General features: G+C 71.9%; 17 protein-coding genes. All 17 read left to right on the top strand.

The features are described from left to right. The first annotated feature begins 227 nt into the window (after positions 1 to 227). The 17 genes from alaS (at position 228) to pyrF (ending at position 19715) form a co-directional block, all read left to right on the top strand. Positions 228 to 2888, top strand: coding sequence for an alanine--tRNA ligase (gene alaS, locus DCI01S_RS07665; protein WP_061228672.1), 2661 nt, complete (start codon positions 228 to 230; stop codon positions 2886 to 2888). Next, the gene (ruvX, locus tag DCI01S_RS07660; protein ID WP_061228671.1) at positions 2885 to 3364 is read left to right on the top strand and encodes a Holliday junction resolvase RuvX; all 480 of its coding nucleotides are present in this window, start codon (positions 2885 to 2887) and stop codon (positions 3362 to 3364) included. Before alaS ends, ruvX begins: the two co-directional genes overlap by 4 nt. A gap of 95 nt (positions 3365 to 3459) precedes the next feature. Then, entirely contained in the window at positions 3460 to 4632 is a 1173-nt protein-coding gene (locus tag DCI01S_RS07655) for an endolytic transglycosylase MltG (protein WP_061228670.1), read from the top strand. Continuing rightward, entirely contained in the window at positions 4622 to 5470 is an 849-nt protein-coding gene (locus DCI01S_RS07650; protein ID WP_061228669.1) for a shikimate dehydrogenase, read from the top strand. The genes DCI01S_RS07655 and DCI01S_RS07650 overlap by 11 nt, the downstream gene beginning before the upstream one ends. Before the next feature lie 87 nt (positions 5471 to 5557). After that, on the top strand, positions 5558 to 6772 hold the full coding sequence (aroC, locus tag DCI01S_RS07645) for a chorismate synthase (protein WP_061228668.1): 1215 nt from the start codon (positions 5558 to 5560) through the stop codon (positions 6770 to 6772). Then, complete coding sequence (locus DCI01S_RS07640) at positions 6769 to 7323, top strand: shikimate kinase (protein ID WP_061228667.1); 555 nt, start codon at positions 6769 to 6771, stop codon at positions 7321 to 7323. Before aroC ends, DCI01S_RS07640 begins: the two co-directional genes overlap by 4 nt. 52 nt (positions 7324 to 7375) lie before the next feature. Further along, positions 7376 to 8503, top strand: a complete 1128-nt coding sequence (gene aroB, locus DCI01S_RS07635; protein ID WP_061228666.1) for a 3-dehydroquinate synthase — start codon at positions 7376 to 7378, stop codon at positions 8501 to 8503. Next, positions 8500 to 9600 carry a M24 family metallopeptidase gene (locus DCI01S_RS07630; RefSeq protein ID WP_061228665.1) on the top strand — a complete coding sequence of 367 codons (1101 nt, stop codon included), beginning with the start codon at positions 8500 to 8502 and terminating at the stop codon, positions 9598 to 9600. The genes aroB and DCI01S_RS07630 overlap by 4 nt, the downstream gene beginning before the upstream one ends. A gap of 93 nt (positions 9601 to 9693) precedes the next feature. Then, positions 9694 to 10257, top strand: coding sequence for an elongation factor P (efp, locus tag DCI01S_RS07625; RefSeq protein ID WP_007631945.1), 564 nt, complete (start codon positions 9694 to 9696; stop codon positions 10255 to 10257). Between the two features lie 2 nt (positions 10258 to 10259). After that, on the top strand, positions 10260 to 10829 hold the full coding sequence (nusB, locus tag DCI01S_RS07620) for a transcription antitermination factor NusB (protein ID WP_061228664.1): 570 nt from the start codon (positions 10260 to 10262) through the stop codon (positions 10827 to 10829). Positions 10830 to 10898: 69 nt separating this feature from the next. Beyond that, entirely contained in the window at positions 10899 to 11483 is a 585-nt protein-coding gene (pyrR, locus tag DCI01S_RS07615) for a bifunctional pyr operon transcriptional regulator/uracil phosphoribosyltransferase PyrR (RefSeq protein ID WP_061228663.1), read from the top strand. Further along, positions 11480 to 12421, top strand: coding sequence for an aspartate carbamoyltransferase catalytic subunit (locus DCI01S_RS07610; protein WP_061228662.1), 942 nt, complete (start codon positions 11480 to 11482; stop codon positions 12419 to 12421). The genes pyrR and DCI01S_RS07610 overlap by 4 nt, the downstream gene beginning before the upstream one ends. Next, the gene (locus tag DCI01S_RS07605; protein WP_061228661.1) at positions 12418 to 13764 is read left to right on the top strand and encodes a dihydroorotase; all 1347 of its coding nucleotides are present in this window, start codon (positions 12418 to 12420) and stop codon (positions 13762 to 13764) included. Before DCI01S_RS07610 ends, DCI01S_RS07605 begins: the two co-directional genes overlap by 4 nt. After that, positions 13761 to 14300, top strand: a complete 540-nt coding sequence (locus DCI01S_RS07600) for a PH-like domain-containing protein (protein WP_061228660.1) — start codon at positions 13761 to 13763, stop codon at positions 14298 to 14300. The genes DCI01S_RS07605 and DCI01S_RS07600 overlap by 4 nt, the downstream gene beginning before the upstream one ends. Continuing rightward, positions 14297 to 15505: a glutamine-hydrolyzing carbamoyl-phosphate synthase small subunit gene (gene carA, locus DCI01S_RS07595; protein WP_061228659.1), complete on the top strand. Its 1209-nt coding sequence runs from the start codon at positions 14297 to 14299 to the stop codon at positions 15503 to 15505. The genes DCI01S_RS07600 and carA overlap by 4 nt, the downstream gene beginning before the upstream one ends. Further along, complete coding sequence (gene carB, locus DCI01S_RS07590; RefSeq protein WP_061228658.1) at positions 15505 to 18864, top strand: carbamoyl-phosphate synthase large subunit; 3360 nt, start codon at positions 15505 to 15507, stop codon at positions 18862 to 18864. Before carA ends, carB begins: the two co-directional genes overlap by 1 nt. Then, the gene (gene pyrF, locus DCI01S_RS07585; protein WP_061228657.1) at positions 18864 to 19715 is read left to right on the top strand and encodes an orotidine-5'-phosphate decarboxylase; all 852 of its coding nucleotides are present in this window, start codon (positions 18864 to 18866) and stop codon (positions 19713 to 19715) included. The genes carB and pyrF overlap by 1 nt, the downstream gene beginning before the upstream one ends. The last annotated feature ends 28 nt before the right edge of the window (positions 19716 to 19743 follow it).

The raw sequence follows: 19743 nt of genomic DNA, 5'->3' as shown, positions 1-19743 counted from the left end.
GGCCAGCCCGGGCGCCCCTCCGCCGGACCGGTGGAGCGGGCGCCCGCGTCCCTTCCGGGTGGCGGCCCCTCGTCGTCGTCGTCGGGACCACGTCCCCAGCCCGGCGGCCCCTCACCCCGCCCGCAGCGCATCCCGGCCCGCCCCACCTCGTTCCCGGGCGCCGACCCGCGCGGCGGTAGTCTTGACTCTCGCCCGACACCACCCGTAGACGACCAGTGAGGCCCCCTGTGCAGACCCATGAGATCCGGCGCCGCTTCCTCGACCACTTCGTCCGCGCCGGACACACCGAGGTCCCCAGCGCGTCACTGGTCCTGGACGATCCCAACCTGCTGTTCGTCAACGCCGGCATGGTCCCGTTCAAGCCCTACTTCCTCGGCCAGGAGACGCCGCCGTACGCCACCGCGACATCCATCCAGAAGTGCGTGCGCACCCTCGACATCGAGGAGGTGGGCATCACCACCCGCCACAACACCTTCTTCCAGATGGCCGGCAACTTCTCCTTCGGCGACTACTTCAAGGAAGGGGCCATCCGCCACGCGTGGTCGCTGCTGACGTCCTCACTCGACGACGGGGGCTTCGGCATCGACCCCGCGCTGCTGTGGGTGACCGTCTACCTCGACGACGACGAGGCGTACGGCATCTGGCGCGACGTGATCGGCGTGCCCGAAGAGCGCATCCAGCGGCGCGGCATGGCCGACAACTACTGGTCCATGGGCGTGCCCGGACCCTGTGGACCGTGCTCGGAGATCTTCTACGACCGCGGACCGGCCTACGGCGTCGACGGCGGGCCGGAGGCCGACGAGGACCGCTACATCGAGATCTGGAACCTCGTGTTCATGCAGAACGAGCGCGGCGATGGCTCCGGCAAGGACTCCTTCGAGATCCTCGGCCCGCTGCCCAAGCAGAACATCGACACCGGCATGGGCGTCGAGCGCGTGGCCTTCCTGCTCCAGGGCGTCGAGAACGTCTACGAGACCGACCTGCTGCGCCCGGTCATCGACACCGCCGAGCGCCTGTCCGGCGCGAAGTACGGCGCTGACAGCGCCTCGGACGTGCGGTTCCGCGTGATCGCCGATCACGCCCGGACCGCCTACATGCTCATCTCCGACGGCGTGACCCCCGGCAACGAGGGCCGCGGCTACATCCTCCGTCGCCTCCTGCGGCGCATCGTCCGCTCCGTGCGCCTCCTCGGCGCGACGGGGGAGACCATGGCCGAGTTCATGGCCACCGTCCGGGACGCGATCGGTCCCTCGTTCCCCGAGACCGTCTCCGGCTACGAGCGGATCGAACGGATCGCCGTGGCCGAGGAGGCCGCCTTCCTCAAGACCCTCGAGTCCGGCACCCAACTCTTCGAGCGCGCCGCCGAGTCCGCCCGCCGGTCCGGCGCCGCGGTGCTCTCCGGCCAGCAGGCGTTCGCCCTCCACGACACCCACGGGTTCCCGATCGATCTCACCCTCGAGATGGCCTCCGAGGCCGGGCTGCAGGTCGACGAGGAGGGCTTTCGCTCGCTCATGTCCGAGCAGCGCGCCCGCGCCAAGGCCGACTCCCAGGCGAAGAAGCACGCCCACGCCGACCTGTCCGTCTACCGCGACTTCCTCGACGCCGGCGAGACCGTCTTCACCGGCTTCACCGACCTCACCGACGAGTCGCGCCTGCTGGGCATCGTCTCCGGCGGCCGGGCCGTCGCGGTGGCCCGCGAGGGCGACGAGGTGGAGTTCGTGCTCGACCGCACCCCGTTCTACGCCGAGTCCGGCGGCCAGCTGGGCGACCGCGGCATGATCTCCACCGCCGGCTTCCAGATGCGCGTCGACGACGTCCAGAAGATCGGCAAGAAGCTCTGGATCCACAAGGGTGTCCTCACCGGGGGCGAGGTCGAGGCCGGGCAAATCGTCACGGCCGCCGTCGACCCCGAGTGGCGCAAGGGCGCCACCCAGGGCCACTCGGCCACCCACCTCGTCCACGCGGCACTGCGCCAGATCCTCGGGCCCGAGGCCGTCCAGGCCGGTTCGCTCAACAAGCCCGGCTACATGCGGTTCGACTTCAACTGGTCCGGCTCGATCCCCGCCGACGTCCTCGCCCAGATCGAGGAGGTCACCAACTCCGCCGTCGACGCCGACTACGGCGTCAACACCATCGAGACCACCCTCGACGAGGCCAAGCGCATGGGCGCCATGGCCCTGTTCGGCGAGAACTACGGGTCCACGGTCCGTGTGGTGGAGATCGGCGGCCCGTTCTCCATGGAACTGTGCGGCGGCACCCACGTCAGCAGCTCCGCGCAGATCGGCCCCGTCAGCCTGCTCGGCGAGGCGTCCGTCGGGTCCGGCATCCGGCGTGTCGAGGCCTACGTCGGCATGGACGCCTACCGCCACCAGGCCCGCGAGCGTGCCCTCGTGTCCGGCCTCGCCACCTCGCTCAAGGCACCCGCCGACGAGCTGCCCGACCGCATCGCCGCGCTGACCGCCAAGCTGCGCGAGACCGAGAAGGCCCTCGAGTCGCTGCGCGCGGCCCAGCTGGCCTCCCAGGCCGGCGACCTGCTCGCCTCGGCCGAGGACCTCGACGGTGTCCGGTTCCTCGCCCACAGCGCCCCCGGCGGTGCCGCCGGCGACCTGCGCACCCTCGCGTCCGACCTCAAGGGCCGCCTCGGCTCCGACGCGGGCGTCGTCCTCCTCACCGCACCCGGCCAGGACAAGGTGCCGTTCGTCATCGCCGTCACCCCGGCCGCCCAGGAGCGCGGCCTCCGGGCCGGCGACCTCGTCAAGGCGATCTCCCCGGCACTCGGCGCCCGCGGCGGCGGCAAGGCGGACATGGCCCAGGGCGCGGGCACCGAGCCCGGCGGCATCGACGCCGCGGTCTCAGCCCTGCGCGACGCCGTCCGGGACGCGGGATGACCGACCCCGGCGCGCCCGCGGCCACCGGCGCGGCCTGGACCCGCGGGCGCCGGCTCGGCCTGGACGTGGGCACCGCCCGCATCGGCGTGGCCTCCTGCGACCCAGACGGGATCCTGGCCACCCCGGTCGAGACCATCCGCGTGGTCGACGGCGACCCCGGGTGGGCCGCCGAGCTCCGGCGGCTCGGCGAGCTGATCGCCGAGTACGACGCCGTCGGCGTGGTCGTGGGGCTACCCACCTCCCTCAAGGGGCGCGAGACCGCCTCGACCGCCATGGCCCGGTCGTTCGCCGACGCGCTGACCACCGCTTCCCCGGAAGTGCCGGTGGAACTCGTCGACGAGAGGCTGACCACCGTCACCGCCGGCGCGGCCCTCCACGGGGCCGGTCGCAACACACGTAAGCAGCGCGACGTGATCGACCAGGCCGCCGCCGTCGTCCTCCTCCAGGCCTGGATCGACTCGCGGCACGCCCGCTGATGAACGGCGCGCCGACCGGCGGTGATGGCTAAACTGCGGCCGAGCACGATGCTGTCCGACGGGCAGCTCCCCTTCAACCCTGACCGAGGAGCACCATGTCTGCGGCACGAGGACGCTCACGCACGAGCGGCACCACCAGGTTCCTCCTCCTGGCGGCCGTGATCGGGGTGGTCCTCGCCTTCGGCTTCATGGTCTACCGCAATCTCAACACCGAGGTCGCCGCCGCTCCCGACCACGAGGGAGAGGGCAGCGGCAACGCTCTCCTGCACGTCGAGCCGGGCGACACCCTGGGCGTCGTGGGGGACCGCCTCTACGAGATCGGCACGGTCGCCAGTACCCGGGCCTTCACCGGCGCCGCGGCCGGCACGCCCGTCGAGGGCATCCAGCCCGGCTACTACCAGGTGCGTCAGGAGATGAGCGCGGCCGCCGCCGTCGAGGCGCTGTCGGACCCGCGGAACCGCGTCGGGATGGTCGACGTCAAGCCCGGCGGCCGGCTCCTGGACACGGTCGTCGTGGGCGGCGGCACCGAGAAGGGGATCTTCACCCTGATCGCCGACGCCACCTGCCTGCGCGACCTCGACGCGCCGGACGAGGCCCCGGCGTGTCGACAGCCCCAGGAGATCGTGGACGCCGCCGCCCAGGCCGACCCCGCGGTGCTGGGCGTCCCCGACTGGGCGATCAACGAGGTCCGGGCCGCCCCGGACCCGGTGCGCCGACTCGAGGGCCTCATCCGGCCGGGCGTCCACACCATCGACCCCCGCTCCGAGCCCGTCGACATCCTGCGGCACCTCATCGAGACCTCCACCGCCGCCTATGACGAGACCGGTCTGGTCCCGGCGGCCCAGCGGATCGGCCTGACCCCGTACCAGGTGGTCACCGCGGCCTCGCTGGTGGAGAAGGAAGGTCTGCCGCAGGACTTCGACAAGGTCGCCCGGGTCATCCTCAACCGCCTCGCCGAACCCATGCGGCTGCAGTTCGACTCCACCGTGAACTACGCTCTCGCCGATCAGGAGATCGCCACCACTGACGCCGACCGGGCCGCCCGGACCCCGTGGAACACCTACGCCATGGACGGCCTCCCCTATGGGCCCATCGGCTCACCCGGACTCGAGGCGCTCCGCGCCATGGAGAACCCGGCCGACGGGCAGTGGAAGTACTTCGTCACGGTGGACATGCAGGGGACCACCCGCTTCGCCGACGAGTACCCCGAACACGAGCGCAACCAGAGCGAGGCGATCGCCAACGGGGTCCTGGCAAGTGGACGCTGATCCCTTGTCCGCCGGCGCCGGGCCGCGGTCGGCGGCCGTACTCGGGCACCCGGTGGACCACTCTCTCTCCCCGGTCCTGCACGGCGCCGCCTACCGCGCCCTCGGGCTGGACGACTGGACCTACGAGCGCATCGACTGCGACGCCGACCGCCTGCCGTCCCTGGTCGACTCCTCGCCGGCCCACCGGATCGGATACTCGGTCACGATGCCCGGGAAGTTCGCCGCCCTCGCGCACGCCAGCGAGGTCAGCGACCGCGCCCGCATCGTCGGCAGCGCCAACACCCTCGTGCGGCGCAGCGGCGGTTGGTACGCCGACTGCACGGACGTCGACGGGGTCACCGGGGCCCTGGCCGAGTTCGGCGACCTGCCCGCCGCGCCGACGGCGGTCCTCCTCGGCGTGGGCGGCACCGCCCGGCCCGTCCTGGCGGGCCTGGCCGCGGCCGGCGCGACCCGGGTCGTCCTGGCCTCCCGCCGCGACAACGCCGGCCCGGCCGCGGAATGCGGACGCGCCCTCGGACTGGACATCAGCACGGTGCTGCTGACCGACGCGTCGCTGCCCGGCGAGATCGAGGCCGCGGACGTGCTGGTCAACACCGTCCCCGAGCCCGGGATCCGGGACCTCACCGACCTCGTGTCCCGCGCCCGCCGGCTCTTCGACGTGCTCTACGACCCCTGGCCGACCGTGGCCGGGGCGGCCGCCTCCGCCGCGGGGGTACCGGTGGTGGGCGGTGACGTCATGCTGCTCAACCAGGCCTTCGGTCAGGTCGAGTTGTTCACGGGCAGGCCCGCGCCGCGGGCCGAGATGGCCGCGGCACTCGCGCGGGCCCTCGGGCGGTAGCGCCGGCGCGCGCGGCGAGGGGCACCCGGTGCTCGTCGACGCGGCGCCTCGACGGGCCTGATGTGCCCCCGCCCACCCGGTCGTGGGATGATCGGCGACGTGCTGAAGTGGACCACTGCCGGAGAATCGCACGGCCAGGCCCTCGTGACGATCGTCGAGGGCGTCATCGCGGGCGTCGAGGTGACGAGCGAGCAGATCGCCGCGCAACTCGCCCGCCGCCGCCTCGGCTACGGCCGCGGTGCGCGCATGAAGTTCGAGGCCGACGCCGTGCGCGTGCTGGGCGGCGTCCGGCACGGTCGCACCATGGGATCGCCGGTGGCGATCGAGGTCGGTAACACCGAGTGGCCCAAGTGGGAACAGATCATGTCGGCGGACCCCGTAAACCCCGAGGAGATCGACGACAAGGCCCGCGCCGCCCGCCTGACCCGCCCGCGGCCCGGTCACGCGGACTTCTCCGGGATGCTCAAGTACGACTTCGACGACGCCCGGATGGTCCTCGAGCGGGCCAGCGCGCGTGAGACCGCCGCCCGCGTCGCGGCGGGGACGGTCGCCCGCGGTGTGCTCCGCGACGTCCTCGGCGTGGAGGTGCTGTCCCACGTCATCTCCATCGGCGCCTCGGAGCCCTACGTGGGCCCCGAGCCGACGTTCGCCGATCTCCAGGCGATCGACGCCAGCCCGGTGCGCGCGTTCGACGCCGCCGCCGCGGACTCGATGATCGCCGAGATCGAGGCCGCCAAGAAGGCCGGTGACACCCTCGGGGGCGTGGTCGAGGTCGTCGTCCACGGGCTCCCGATCGGACTCGGGTCGCACGTGTCGGGCGAGGAGCGTCTCGACGCCCAGCTCGCCGGCGCCCTCATGGGGATCCAGGCCATCAAGGGCGTCGAGGTCGGTGACGGGTTCGAGACGGCCCGCCGGCGCGGCAGCGTCGCCCATGACGAGATGGTCCGGGGTGCGGACGGCGTCGAGCGCCGCAGTAACCGCGCGGGCGGACTCGAGGGCGGCATGACCAACGGCCAGCCCCTGCGGGTGCGGGCGGCGATGAAGCCCATCTCGACCGTTCCACGTGCCCTCGCGACGGTCGACATGGAGGACGGGTCGGCGGCCACGGCGATCCATCAGCGCTCGGACGTGTGCGCCGTCCCCGCGGCGGGCGTCGTCGCGGAGTCGATGGTCGCGCTCGTGCTGGCCCGTGCGGTACTGCAGAAGTTCGGTGGCGACTCGCTGGCGGAGACCCGCCGCAACGCCGAGGGGTACCTCGACGCGGTCGCCGAGCGTCTGGACTGGGCGACGGACGAGGTATGAGCGGCCCGGCACGTCCGGTCGCGGTGCTCGTGGGCCCGCCCGGCGCCGGGAAGACCACCATCGGCCGCAAACTCGCCCGACGTCTCGAGCTGCCGTTCCTGGACGCCGATCACCTGATCGAGGAGGCCGAGGGCCGGAGTATCCCCGAGATCTTCGCCTCCGACGGTGAGCCCGCCTTCCGCGAGATCGAGGAGCGGATCATCGGCGAGGCTCTCACCACCTTCGGCGGGGTGCTCTCCCTCGGCGGGGGCGCGGTGTTATCCCCGGTGACACGGGAGCGGCTGCGCGGGCACCGGGTCGTCCACCTCACGATCGGCGTCGCCGAGGGCGTGCGCCGTTCCCAGGGACCGGGTCGCCCACTGCTGTCCGGCGGTGACGTCACCGCGCGGTACCAGGCACTGCTCACCGAGCGGGCACCCCTGTACCGGGAGGTGGCCTGGACGACCGTGAGCACCGAGCGACGCAGTTCGGGCAAGGTGGTGTCGGACATCGTCGACAGGCTCGACTCCGGCGACCCGCATCCGCGGGGCGCCGGCGGCCGGACGAGATGATGGTGAGGACGCGCACACGCGTGCGGAGACGATCGATGAGCGGGAGCGACAGATGAACCAGGATCCGAACACCAGCGACCCCGTCGTCGTGGAGGTGCGCGCCGCGGACCCGTATCCCGTGGTGATCGGCCGCGGGCTGCTGCCGGAGATCCTCGAGGAGTGCTCGTCCTCGCGGACCGTCGCGATCTTCTACCAGCCGCCGTTGGCGCAGACGGCCGAGACGCTGCGCGAGAAGCTCGCCGAGGCGGGGGTGGACGCCCACCGGATCGAGATCCCCGACGCCGAGGCGGGGAAGGACCTCGCCGTGGCCGGGTTCTGCTGGGACGTCCTCGGGCAGATCGGGCTCAACCGCAAGGACACGATCGTCAGCCTGGGCGGCGGGGCCGCCACCGACCTCGCCGGCTTCGTCGCCGCCACGTGGATGCGGGGCGTGCGGGTGGTGCACATCCCCACGACGCTGCTGGCGATGGTCGACGCGGCCGTCGGCGGCAAGACCGGCATCAACACGGACGCGGGCAAGAACCTGGTGGGCAGCTTCCACGAGCCGGCGGCGGTGTTCATCGATACGGCCACCCTGGAGTCCGTTCCCCGCAACGAGTTGGTCTCGGGCATGGCCGAGGTGGTCAAGTGCGGCTTCATCGCCGACCCCGTGATCCTCGACCTCATCGAGGCCGACCCGGAGGCGGCGCTGGACCCGTCCGGGGACACGATCGTCGAGCTGATCCGCCGCAGCGTGCAGGTCAAGGCCGACGTCGTGGGGCAGGACCTCAAGGAGTCGGGCCTGAGGGAGATCCTCAACTACGGGCACACCCTCGGCCACGCGGTCGAGCGTCGCGAGCAGTACCGCTGGCGTCACGGCGCCGCGATCAGCGTGGGCATGTGCTTCGTCGCGGAGCTCGCGAGGCTCGCCGGTCGCCTCGACGACGCGACGGCCGATCGCCATTCCTCGGTCCTGGCCTCGCTCGGCCTGCCGACCGGGTACGACCCGGACGCGTTCCCGCGCCTGCTCGAGCTCATGGCCGGGGATAAGAAGAACCACTCCGGCTTCCTGCGGCTGGTGGTGCTGGACGGGCTCGCGCGCCCCTCCCGGATGGAGGCCCCGGACCCGTCGCTGATGACGGCCGCCTACGCCACCATCTCCGAGGGCCGTGCCCCCAGCGGTGGGGGGATCCTCCTGTGATCGAGCGACTCGCCCGCCGCCGGAAGGCCCTGGCCGTCGCCCTCGCGGACGTCGGCGCGCAGGGCCTGTTGGTCACCGATCCGCGCAACATCGCCTACCTGACCGGGTTCCGCGGGTCCGGTGGCGTCGCGTTGGTGGACGACGACGGCGAGGCGGTGCTCTGCACGGATTCGCGGTACGAACTCCAGGTGGTCGAGCAGGCCCCGGACGTGGGGCACGTGATCTCGCGGGAGTACGTCTCCGGCGTGCTCGGGCGTCGCCGCGGCCCCGCGGACGCCCCGCTCGCCGTGGAGGCCGAGCACATGACGCTGTCGGCGGCGTCCGCCCTCCGCCGCGCGCTCGCGGACACCGGGGGAGCGGCCACCCGCATCGTCGAGACCAGCGGCCTCGTGGAGCAGGTGCGCCGCGCCAAGGACCCCGAGGAGCTGGCGCTCATCGAGCGCGCCTGCGGCGTGGTCGACGAGGCGTGGACACACCTGGTGAACGCCGGTGCCATCGCCGTGGGCCGCACCGAGCGGGAGGTCGCGGCCGACCTCGAACACGCGATGCGGCGGGCGGGATCGGACGGAGTGGCGTTCGAGACGATCGTCGCCTCCGGCCCCAACGGAGCGCACCCGCACCACGTGCCGGGCGACCGGGCGCTCGCCGACGGCGACCTCGTGGTGGTCGACTTCGGCGCCACCGTCTCCGGCTACGCGTCGGACTGCACCCGCACGGTCGCGCTGGGCACCGCCCCGGATCGGCTGCTGGACGCCTACGACGTCGTCCTGCGTGCGCAGCTGGCCGGCGTGGGGGCGGTGCGCGAGGGGATGGGGTGCGCGGACCTCGACGCGGTGAGCCGGGGCATCATCGACGACGCCGGGTTCGGCGACCACTTCGGCCACTCGCTGGGCCACGGGGTGGGCCTGGACGTGCACGAAGCGCCCGCGGTGTCGACGAGGTCCACGAGTACACTGTCCGACGGCGATGTGATCACCATCGAGCCGGGGATCTACCTCCCGGGTCTCGGCGGGATCCGGATCGAGGACACCGTGGCCGTCACCGGAGGTGGCGGGAGGTCCCTGACCACCACGTCGAAGGCTCTCAGGGCGCTCTGACCACCAGCACGCCCCGAGTGGTCTGCCCACGACCACGTGCGCGGCGCCCCCACCGGCGTCCCGCCCGACGACTTTCCCGAAGGAGTACCGACTATGGCGTCCACCGCCGACTTCAAGAACGGCCTCGTCCTCAAAGAGGAGGGGCAGCTGTGGCAGATCGTCGAATTCCAGCACGTCAAGCCCGGTAAGGGCCCGGCGTTCGTGCGGACGAAGCTGAAGAACGTCGTCACCGGGAAGAACGTCGACAAGACGTTCAGCGCCGGCGTCAAGGTCGAGATCGCGACGGTCGACCGCCGCGACATGACGTTCCTGTACCGCGACGGTGAGGACTACGTCCTCATGGACGAGCAGGACTACGAGCAGATCAACGTCAGCCCGGCCGTCATGGGCGACGGCGCGCGTTTCCTGCTCGAGAACACCACCGTCCAGGTCTCGTTCAACGAGGGCGTCCCGCTGTTCGCCGAGATGCCGGTCGCCGTGGACCTGATCGTGCAGCACACCGATCCCGGCCTCCAGGGTGACCGCTCCACCGGTGGCACCAAGCCCGCCACCCTCGAGACCGGCGCCGAGGTGCAGGTCCCGCTGTTCATCAACACCGGCGACAAGCTGCGCATCGACACCCGTGACGGCCACTACCTCAGCCGGGTGAACGACTGATCATGGCGGACGAGGTCGACCACCGGCGCCGAGGAGCTCGGTACCGGGCGCGCAGGCGTGCCGTCTCCCTGCTCTTCGAGGCCGAACTGCGGGACGCCGACGTCGTGCAGCTCGCCGAGGAGCGCCGCCGGATGGGGGAGGAGTCCCAGGAGTTCCACGACGTCGCGCCGTACACCATGGAGATCGTCACCGGCGTCGCCGAGCGGCTCGACCGGCTGGACTCGACGATCTCCGAGCACCTGCGGGAGTGGACGCTCGAGCGGCTGCCCGCCGTCGACCGCGCGGTGCTCCGTGCGGCCGCGTGGGAGCTGCTCTTCGGCTCCGACGAGGTGGACGCGGCGGTGGTGATCGACCAGGCGGTCCTGTTGGTGTCGGACCTGTCCGCGGAGAAGTCGGTGCCGTACGTCAACGCGGTCCTCGACCGGGTGGCCGGGCTGGCCCAGCACATCCGGGCCGCCGAGCGGGCCGTGTCGAGTCTGGACGGCCCCGACGGACCGGACGTCGGCGACACCGGTGGGCCCGACGTGTCGCAGGCCACGTCCGACGATCCGGGGACGGGCGCGGCCGGCTGATAGAGTTCAGGTCCGAAAGCTATCCCTTTAACGAGCCGTCCAGCGAGGCGGACAAGGAGGTGGTGATCGGTGAGCGCTGACGGTTCGGAGACGAACTCGGTGTCACTCTTCACGTCCGACGACGTCGCCAGGACGGTGTCCCGCCTGGCACATCAGATCATCGAACGCACCGCTGCGGACGCGCCCGGCTCGGGCCCCGTGGTGCTGCTCGGCATCCCGACCCGGGGCGTGCCGCTGGCCGCTCGCCTCGCCGAGCGGATCCGCGAGTTCAGCGGGGCCGAGGTCCACGCCGGGTCACTCGACGTCACGCTCTACCGTGACGATCTCGCGGGCGGTCCGCACCGGCCCCTGGGCCCCACCAAGGTCCCGGGGCAGGGGATCGACGGGGCCACGGTCATCCTCGTCGACGACGTACTGTTCTCGGGCCGCACCATCCGGGCCGCGTTCGACGCGCTCCGTGATCTCGGGCGGCCCGCGCGCGTGCAGCTCGCGGTCCTCGTCGACCGCGGTCACCGCGAGCTGCCCATCCGCGCCGACTACGTGGGCAAGAACGTCCCGACCTCCCGGGAGGAGGGCGTGTCGGTGCGGCTCACCGAGATCGACGGCACCGACGCCGTGTTCCTGCGGCGGCCCGACCCGGAGAGGACGCGATGAAGCACCTGCTCTCGGCGGCCGACCTCGACCGGGACGCGGCGCTGTCGATTCTCGACGAGGCGGCGCGACTGAAGGAGGCACTCCTCGGTCGCGAGGTCCGCAAGTTGCCGACGCTGCGCGGCAAGACGGTGCTGACGGTGTTCTATGAGAACTCCACCCGGACCCGCGTGTCCTTCGAGACCGCCGGCAAATGGATGAGCGCTGACGTCATCAACGTCTCGGCGAGCGCGTCCTCCGTCCAGAAGGGCGAGTCGCTCCGCGACACCGCGTTGACCCTCACCGCCATCGGTGCCGATGCCCTTATCGTCCGCCACCCCGCCTCGGGTGCGGCGCAGCAGATCGCCGGCTGGGTCGCCCCCGGAGGGGCGGGCCCGTCGGTCATCAACGCCGGTGACGGCATGCACGAGCACCCCACCCAGGCACTGCTCGACGCCATGACCCTGCGCGAGCGGCTGGGGGGCGTCGAGGGACGCCGCGTGGTGATCGTCGGCGACATCCTGCACTCGCGGGTCGCCCGGTCCAACGCTCTGCTGTTGTCGACGCTGGGCGCGGAGGTCGTCCTCGTCGCCCCGCCCACGCTGTTGCCGGTGGGCGTGGAGTCCTGGCCGGTCCGCGCCTCCACCGATCTCGACGCCGAGCTGGACGGCGCGGACGCCGTCATGATGCTGCGCGTCCAGGCCGAGCGGATGAACGGCGGGTTCTTCCCGTCCGCCCGCGAGTACGCGGTGCGCTACGGACTCGGACCCGCCCGCGCGGCCCGGCTCGGGGAGGACGTCGTCGTCCTGCACCCGGGTCCGATGGTCCGCGGCATGGAGATCGGCTTCGACACCGCCGACGCGCCGTCGTCCGCGATCCTCCAGCAGGTCACCAACGGGGTGCACGTCCGCATGTCGGTCCTGCTGCACGCCCTGGTCGGAACGGAAGGAAACCCCGAGTGAGCGCCCATACTGCGCCTACCCTGCTGCTTCGTCGGGTACGCCCCTACGGGGAGGGCGACCCGGTGGACGTCCTCGTCCGGGACGGCCGGATCGCGGCGATCGGTGACGACGCCGGCGCCCACGTCGGGGCCGGTACCGCCGATGCCACGGACGGTGGGGAGGCCGTCGAGGTCCTCGACTTCGACGGTGCTGTCCTGCTGCCCGGGTTCGTCGATCTGCACACCCATCTGCGCGAGCCCGGCCGCGAGGACACCGAGACCATCGCGACCGGGTCGGCCGCCGCCGCCCGCGGCGGCTATACCGCGGTGTTCGCGATGGCCAACACCCAGCCCCCGCAGGACAACCAGACCGTCACCGACTCGGTCTTCAGGATCGGCCGCGAGGTCGGTCTGTGCGACGTGCACCCCGTCGGCGCGGTCACCGTCGGGCTCGCCGGGGAGCAGCTCACCGAGATGGGGCAGATGGCCTCGGGGGCGGCCCGCGTACGGGTCTTCTCCGACGACGGCATGTGCGTGTACGACCCGCTGGTGATGCGCCGTGCCCTCGAGTACTCGGCCGGTCTCGGCGTGCTCATCGCGCAGCACGCGGAGGAGCCGCGACTGACCCGTGGGGCCGTGGCCCACGATGGACCCACCGCGGCGCGCCTCGGGCTCACCGGCTGGCCGCGCTCGGCCGAGGAGTCGATCGTCGCCCGCGACGCGATCCTCGCCCGCGACGCCGGTGCCCGCGTGCACATCTGCCACGCCTCCACCACCGGCACCGTCGAGCTGCTGCGGTGGGCCAAGGCGCAGGGCATCTCGATCACCGCCGAGGTCACGCCGCACCACCTGCTGTTGGACGACTCGCGACTCGAGTCGTACGACGGCGTGTACCGCGTCAACCCGCCGCTGCGCGAGGCGCACGACGCAGCGGCACTGCGCGAGGCCCTGATCTCCGGGGTGATCGACTGCGTCGCCACCGACCACGCCCCGCACGCGGCCCAGGAGAAGTGCTGCGAGTTCGCCGCCGCCCGTCCCGGCATGCTCGGCCTCGAGACCGCCCTGCCCATCGTCGCCGCACTGCTGGTCGAGACCGGGGACATGACCTGGCGGGACCTCGCCCGCGTCATGAGCACCCGGCCCGCCGAGATCGCCGGCCTGTCGGACCAGGGGCGGCCGATCGCGGTGGGGGAGCCGGCCAACCTCGCCGTCGTCGACCCCGACTCCCCGTGGACCGTCGTCGGCGAGGAGCTCGCAAGTCTGTCCGCCAACACCCCCTACGAGGGAATGACGTTCGCGGCGAGGGTCGTCGGCACCGTGTACCGGGGCCGACTGACCACCCGCGACGGAGAGGTACTCGCATGACCCAGGACACCTGGACCGTCATCGTCGTCATCGCCGTGCTGCTCGGACTGATCGGCCTGATGACGGTCGGCTGGCGGAACCGGAGCCGATCCCAGGCGGGTCTGTTCGACGACCTGCCGGCACCGCCCGCCGACCCGGGCGAGATCGTGTTGGGTCCGCTGTCCGGCGTGTACATCGGCAGCACCATCGCGGGCGACTGGCAGGCCAGGATCGCCCGCCCGCCGCTCGGGCACCGCTCGGCCGGCACCCTCACCGCCCACGCCGACGGCCTGCGACTCGACCTCGCCGACGCCACCATCTGGATCCCGCGCCACGACCTCGTCGACGTGCGCCGCGCCTCGGCACTGGCCAACAAGACCGTGCCCGGCGGCGGCATCCTCGTCGCCCGCTGGCAGGTCACCGGCGCGGACGGCCGCACCCTCGTCGACTCGGGCTTCCGGGCCGACGACAAGGACGGCTACCCCCGCTGGGAGGCACTGCGCGGTGACGCCGCCCCCACCCCCGATACCGACTCCACCACCGAGGAGAAGCAGTGACATCGCACAGCACCACGCCCGCGCGACAGGGGGTCGGCGAGCCCGTCGCACTCGTCCTCGAGGACGGGCGTATCCACCGGGGGCAGGCCTTCGGCGCCACCGGCACCACGCTCGGTGAGGCGGTGTTCACCACCGGTATGTCCGGGTACCAGGAGACCCTCACCGATCCGTCCTACTGTCGACAGATCGTCGTGACCACCGCGCCCCAGATCGGCAACACCGGCTGGAACGACGAGGACGGCGAGTCGCTGCTCGACGGCGAGGTCGGCGGCGGCCGCATCTGGGTCGCGGGCCTGGTCATCCGCGACCTGTCGCGCCGCGCCTCCAACCATCGCTCCACGCGCACGCTCGAAGAGGAGATGGTCGCCCAGGGCGTCGTCGGCATCGCGGGGATCGACACCCGCGCGGTCGTCCGCCACATCCGCGAGCGAGGTGCGATGAAGGCCGGCATCTTCTCCGGCGCGGATCTCTCCGACGACGAGACCATGCTCGCCGCGGTCCGCGCCCAGGAGTCCATGGCCGGCGCGTCGCTGTCCGAGGAGGTCACCACCTCCGCGCCGTACGTGGTCGAGCCGGAGGGCGAGGCCCGATTCTCGGTCGCCGCCCTCGACCTGGGCATCAAGTCCAACACGCCGCGGATGCTCGCGGCGCGGGGCGTCCGGGTCCACGTGATCCCCGCCGGCTCGACCCTCCAGGACGTCCTCGACCTCGACGTCGACGGCGTCTTCCTGTCCAACGGGCCCGGCGACCCGGCGACCGCCGACTCCGCCGTGCACCTCACCAAGGAGGTCCTCGGCCAGGGCATCCCGTTCTTCGGCATCTGCTTCGGCAACCAGATCCTCGGGCGCGCCCTGGGTCTGGACACGTACAAGATGCGGTTCGGTCACCGCGGCACCAACATCCCGGTGATCGAGAAGGCCACCGGCTCCGTGGCCATCACCTCGCAGAACCACGGGTTCGCCCTCCGCGCCCCCGAGAACGACACCTGGGAGACCCCGTGGGGGACCGCGACGGTCACCCACGTGTGCGCCAACGACGGCACCGTCGAGGGCGTCGCCCTCACCGACGGCAGCGCGTTCTCCGTCCAGTACCACCCCGAGGCGGCCGCGGGCCCCCGCGACGCGGCGGACCTGTTCGACCGCTTCGTCAGCCTGCTCGCCTCCTCCGACACCGGCTCCGCAGACTCCAGAAAGGGCTCGAACTGATGCCCCGGCGCACAGACATCAACCACGTCCTCGTCATCGGCTCCGGCCCGATCGTCATCGGCCAGGCCAGTGAGTTCGACTACTCCGGGACCCAGGCGTGCCGTGTGCTCAAGTCGGAGGGGCTGCGCGTCACGCTGGTCAACTCCAATCCGGCCACGATCATGACCGACCCCGAGTTCGCCGACGCGACCTACGTCGAACCGATCACTCCCGAGTACATCGACAAGATCTTCGTCCGCGAGGCCGAGCAGGGCCATCCCGTCGACGCGGTCCTCGCGACGCTGGGCGGGCAGACCGCGCTCAACGCCGCCATGCAGCTCGACGCCCAGGGGATCCTCACCAAGCACGGTGTGGAGCTCATCGGCGCCGACATCCCCGCGATCAACCGCGGCGAGGACCGGCAGACCTTCAAGGACATCGTCGCCAGTGTGGGCGGCGAGTCCGCGCGCAGCGCCGTGTGCCACACGATGGAGGAGGTCCACGCGACGGTCGCCGAGCTCGGCCTGCCCGTCGTCGTCCGCCCGTCGTTCACCATGGGCGGCCTCGGTTCCGGCCTCGCCTTCACCACCGAGGACCTCGAGCGGATCGCCGGTGGCGGACTGTCGGCCTCGCCCACCGCGAACGTCCTCATCGAGGAGTCCATCCTCGGGTGGAAGGAGTTCGAGCTCGAGCTCATGCGCGACAACAAGGACAACGTCGTCGTCGTGTGCTCGATCGAGAACGTGGACGCCCTCGGCGTGCACACCGGCGACTCCGTGACGGTCGCGCCGTCGATGACGCTGACCGACCGCGAGTTCCAGAACATGCGCGACCTCGGCATCGCCATCATCCGCGAGGTCGGCGTCGACACCGGCGGCTGCAACATCCAGTTCGCCGTCAACCCGGTCGACGGCCGCATCGTCGTGATCGAGATGAACCCCCGCGTGTCACGCTCGTCGGCGCTGGCCTCCAAGGCCACCGGCTTCCCGATCGCCAAGATCGCGGCCCGCCTCGCGATCGGCTACTCGCTCGACGAGATCACCAACGACATCACGGGGGAGACCCCGGCGTGCTTCGAGCCGACCCTCGACTACGTCGTCGTCAAGGCCCCGCGTTTCGCGTTCGAGAAGTTCCCGGGTGCCGACGACACCCTCACCACCACGATGAAGTCGGTGGGCGAGGCCATGAGCCTCGGCCGCAACTACCGCGAGGCGCTCGGCAAGGTCATGCGCTCGCTCGAGACCAAGGCCGCCGGCTTCTGGACCCTGCCCGACGAGGTCATCGCCCCGGGGCGTTCGACCGACGTCACGGCGGTCCTCGACGATCTGCGTCGCCCGACCGAGGGACGCATGTACGACGTCGAGCTCGCGCTGCGCCTGGGCGCCACGGTCGAGCAGGTGCACGAGGCCTCGGGCATCGACCCGTGGTTCGTCGACGAGGTCGCCGCGCTGGTCGAGCTGCGTCAGGAGATCATCGACGCCCCGGTCGTCGACGAGCCCCTGCTGCGTCGCGCCAAGCACAACGGGCTGTCCGACGCCCAGATCGCGGCGCTGCGCCCCGAGTTCGCCGGGGCCGAGGGCGTGCAGCGCCTTCGGCACCGCCTGGGGGTGCGCCCCGTCTACAAGACCGTCGACACCTGCGCGGCCGAGTTCGAGGCCAAGACCCCGTACCACTACTCCACCTACGAGCTCGACCCCGCCGCCGAGTCGGAGGTCACGCCGCAGACGGAGCGGGAGAAGGTCATCATCCTGGGCTCCGGTCCCAACCGGATCGGCCAGGGCATCGAGTTCGACTACTCGTGCGTGCACGCCGCCCTGACCCTGTCCGAGGCCGGCTACGAGACCGTCATGGTCAACTGCAACCCGGAGACCGTCTCGACCGACTACGACACGGCGGACCGCCTCTACTTCGAGCCGCTCACGTTCGAGGACGTCATGGAGGTCTACCACGCCGAGTCCGAGTCGGGAACGGTCGCGGGCGTCCTCGTCCAGCTCGGCGGGCAGACCCCGCTCGGCCTGGCCGCCCAGCTCGAGGAGGCCGGGGTGCCGATCGTCGGCACCAGCCCGTCCGCCATCGACCTGGCCGAGGACCGCCGCGAGTTCGGCGAGGTGCTGGTCCGCGCCGGCCTGCCCGCCCCCGCGTTCGGCACCGCGATCAACGCGGAGGAGGCCACGACCATCGCCGCGGACATCGGCTACCCCGTTCTCGTGCGCCCGTCCTACGTGCTGGGCGGCCGGGGTATGGAGATCGTCTACGACGAGGCCTCACTTCGCTCCTACATCGACCGGGCGACCGAGATCAGCCCGGACCGTCCGGTCCTGGTGGACCGCTTCCTCGACGACGCCGTCGAGATCGACGTCGACATCCTGTGTGACGGCACCGAGGTCTACCTCGGTGGCGTGATGGAGCACATCGAGGAGGCCGGCATCCACTCCGGCGACTCCGCCTGCGCACTCCCGCCGATCACCCTCGGCCAGGACGACATCGACCGTGTCCGCCGTTCGAGCGAGGCACTCGCCTTCGGCATCGGCGTCAAGGGCCTGATGAACGTCCAGTACGCCATCAAGGACGACGTCCTCTACGTCCTCGAGGCCAACCCGCGCGCCAGCCGCACCGTGCCGTTCGTGTCCAAGGCGACCGGCGTCCACCTGGCCAAGGCCTGCGCCCGGATCATGATGGGCGAGTCCATCGCAGCGCTGCGCGAGGAGGGACTCCTGCCCTCGGACCGGGACGGCGGCTCCCTGCCCGCGGACGCGCCCGTCGCGGTCAAGGAGGCGGTCCTCCCGTTCAACCGCTTCCGCACCCCGGAAGGCGACACCGTCGACTCCCTGCTGAGCCCGGAGATGAAGTCGACCGGCGAGGTCATGGGCATCGGCCCCGACTTCGCCGTCGCCTTCGCCAAGGGTCAGCTCGCCGCCGAGGGGGTGCTCCCCACGTCGGGCACCGTGTTCGTCTCGGTCGCGAACCGGGACAAGCGCTCGATGGTGTTCCCCGCGCAGCGCCTCGCCGCGCTCGGGTTCACCGTTCTGGCCACCGAGGGGACCGCTCTGATGCTGCGGCGGTACGGGATCGCGTGCGAGACCGTGGCGAAGCTCTCCGAGTCGGGCTCGGGTCCCGTGGACGCCGAGGGCAACGCGGTCCGGACGATCGTCGACCGCATCAACGCCGACGAGGTGGATCTCATCCTCAACATCGCCTCCTCGACGGGCGGGACCCGGGCGGACGGACACGAGATCCGCTCCGCCGCCATCTCGCGTCGCGTCCCGTGCGTCACGACCGTCCAGGGCGCCACGGCCGCCGTCCACGGCATCGAGGCGACACGCCGCGGCGACGTCACCGTCAGCCCGCTGCAGGACCTGCACTCGGGGTTCGCCTCCTGATGACCGTCTCCGCCCCCCGGGCCCCCTTCGGCGAGCGGTTACGCTCGGCGGTCTCCGCCCGCGGCAACCTGTGCGTGGGGATCGATCCACACCCCGCACTGCTCGAGGCGTGGGGACTCGGGGCGGACGCCGACGGGCTCGCCGAGTTCGCACGCCGGTCGCTCGAGGCGTTCGCGGACCTCGTCCCGGCGGTCAAACCCCAGGTCGCGTTCTTCGAGGAACACGGCTCGGCCGGCATCGGCGTCCTCGAGCAGGTCCTCGACCGGATCGGCGAGGCCGGCGCGCTGTCCGTCGCGGATGCCAAGCGCGGCGACATCGGCTCGACCATGGCCGGGTACGCCCGGGCGTGGCTGCGCGATTCCTCTCCGCTCGCGTGTGATGCGCTCACCGTCTCGCCGTACCTCGGCGTCGGATCACTGGACGCCGCGTTCGAGGCGGCCTCGGACACCGGGCGAGGGCTGTTCGTCCTCGCCCGCACCTCCAACCCCGAAGCGGGTCCGTTGCAGCGCTCGCTCGGGTCCGCGGGATCGGTCGCGCAGGCGGTGGTCGACGAGGTGGGCCGCCGCAACGGCACGGCCACCCCGGGGGCACCCGGCCCCTTCGGTGTGGTCGTGGGGGCCACGGTCGCCGATCCGCCGCGGCTGGACGCGCTGCACGGGCCCGTCCTCATGCCGGGCGTGGGGGAGCAGGGCGGCACGCTCGAGGACGTCAGGAGGATCGCCGGGCCCGCGCTGCCGCACACCCTGGTCAACGTCTCGCGGCACGTCCTCCGGGCGGGCCCGGACGTCGACGCGATGCGGACCGTCGTGCGCGATCTGGCGGCACAGTACAGGTTCGGTGGCGACTCCTGAGTCACCGCCGTCCCCTCCGGTTCACCGA

It is taken from the genome of Dietzia cinnamea NBRC 102147 (assembly GCF_001571065.1).
Classification (GTDB): domain Bacteria; phylum Actinomycetota; class Actinomycetes; order Mycobacteriales; family Mycobacteriaceae; genus Dietzia; species Dietzia cinnamea.
The sequence above is the reverse complement of the archived record's forward strand: the minus strand, read 5'-3'. Positions and strand labels throughout refer to the sequence as shown.

What these genes read in the sequence shown, in the direction of transcription:
- DCI01S_RS07640 (WP_061228667.1), top strand. Translation starts at nt 6,769, where the DNA reads ATGAGCGGCCCGGCACGTCCGGTCGCGGTGCTCGTGGGCCCGCCCGGC.
- DCI01S_RS07655 (WP_061228670.1), top strand. Translation starts at nt 3,460, where the DNA reads ATGTCTGCGGCACGAGGACGCTCACGCACGAGCGGCACCACCAGGTTC.
- DCI01S_RS07600 (WP_061228660.1), top strand. Translation starts at nt 13,761, where the DNA reads ATGACCCAGGACACCTGGACCGTCATCGTCGTCATCGCCGTGCTGCTC.
- aroC (WP_061228668.1), top strand. Translation starts at nt 5,558, where the DNA reads ATGATCGGCGACGTGCTGAAGTGGACCACTGCCGGAGAATCGCACGGC.
- pyrF (WP_061228657.1), top strand. Translation starts at nt 18,864, where the DNA reads ATGACCGTCTCCGCCCCCCGGGCCCCCTTCGGCGAGCGGTTACGCTCG.
- DCI01S_RS07610 (WP_061228662.1), top strand. Translation starts at nt 11,480, where the DNA reads ATGAAGCACCTGCTCTCGGCGGCCGACCTCGACCGGGACGCGGCGCTG.
- efp (WP_007631945.1), top strand. Translation starts at nt 9,694, where the DNA reads ATGGCGTCCACCGCCGACTTCAAGAACGGCCTCGTCCTCAAAGAGGAG.
- carB (WP_061228658.1), top strand. Translation starts at nt 15,505, where the DNA reads ATGCCCCGGCGCACAGACATCAACCACGTCCTCGTCATCGGCTCCGGC.
- nusB (WP_061228664.1), top strand. Translation starts at nt 10,260, where the DNA reads ATGGCGGACGAGGTCGACCACCGGCGCCGAGGAGCTCGGTACCGGGCG.
- aroB (WP_061228666.1), top strand. Translation starts at nt 7,376, where the DNA reads ATGAACCAGGATCCGAACACCAGCGACCCCGTCGTCGTGGAGGTGCGC.
- ruvX (WP_061228671.1), top strand. Translation starts at nt 2,885, where the DNA reads ATGACCGACCCCGGCGCGCCCGCGGCCACCGGCGCGGCCTGGACCCGC.